The organism is Faecalibacterium langellae (assembly GCF_002549775.1).
GTDB lineage: Bacteria > Bacillota > Clostridia > Oscillospirales > Ruminococcaceae > Faecalibacterium > Faecalibacterium langellae.
The window spans coordinates 1-1,088 of record NZ_NMTR01000062.1; the positions used below are offsets into that span (position 1 = coordinate 1).

1 protein-coding gene is annotated in these 1,088 nt (G+C 38.5%); it reads left to right on the forward strand.

Annotated elements, in window-relative coordinates:
* The coding region (rlmD, locus tag CGS49_RS13670) for a 23S rRNA (uracil(1939)-C(5))-methyltransferase RlmD (protein ID WP_143405891.1) at positions 1-1,088 on the forward strand (1,088 nt) is incomplete at both ends.

The following is a 1,088-nucleotide window of genomic DNA, read 5'->3' on the forward strand; positions in this document are numbered from 1 at the left end:
GATCAATGATAAGGGTATTGGTTTTTATAAAAAAACGCTGGTTTTTGTTCCTGGAGCTTTGAAAGGAGAAGAGGTGTTTTGTCAGATTGTTTCGGTTAAGAGAAACTTTGTTCAGGCAAAACTATTAAAAATTAATAAAGCTTCCAAGTTTCGTGTTGATCCTGAATGTGGTGTCTATGAAGAGTGTGGTGGTTGCCAGTTGATGCATCTTCGTTATGATAAACAATTAGAGTTTAAAACGGACCTGTTAGGACAAGCTTTGAAAAAGTTCAAACCGGCTAATTTTGAGTCTTATGAGATTCGTCCAACAATAGGAATGAAGCAACCACAACATTATCGTGCTAAACTACAATTTCAAATACGTTCTTTTGGTGGCTCAGTTAAGGCTGGCTTATTTGCGGAAGGAAGTCATCGACTAATCAATATTGATGATTGTTTGGTTCAAGATGAGTTAACGCAAGCGATTATGAATAAAGTGACAAATTTGCTAGATAAATACAAGCTACCGATTTATAATGAGCGCAAAATTTCCGGGATTCGCACAGTTATGATACGACGTGCTTTAGGGTCTAATCAGGTCCAGCTAATTTTTGTAACATCTAATCCTGTTTCTTTGACTAAGTTGGTGAAGGAGTTAACTTTAAGTTATCCTGAAATTGTAACAGTTGCTGTCAATTATAACTATTCGAAATCCAGTGAGATTTATGGCCAAGAGACAGAAATTATCTGGGGTCAAGATACAATCCAAGAGGAGGTTCTAGAGTATAACTGCGCACTTTCTCCTCGTGCCTTCTACCAGTTGAAGCCTAAGCAAACTGAAGTGCTCTATGGTCAGGCAGTTGAAGCTTTGGAAGTGGATAAGTCTGAACACCTTATTGATGCTTATTGTGGTGTTGGTACTATTGGACTTGCATTTGCAAAAAAAGTGAGCACCATTCGGGGGATGGATATTATTCCGGAAGCTATCGAAGATGCTAGAAAAAATGCTGAGTCACTTGGACTGGATAATGCTCACTATGAGGTAGGAAAAGCTGAAGATATTATTCCTCGCTGGTATAAGGAAGGGTATCGAGCGGATGCTCTTATTG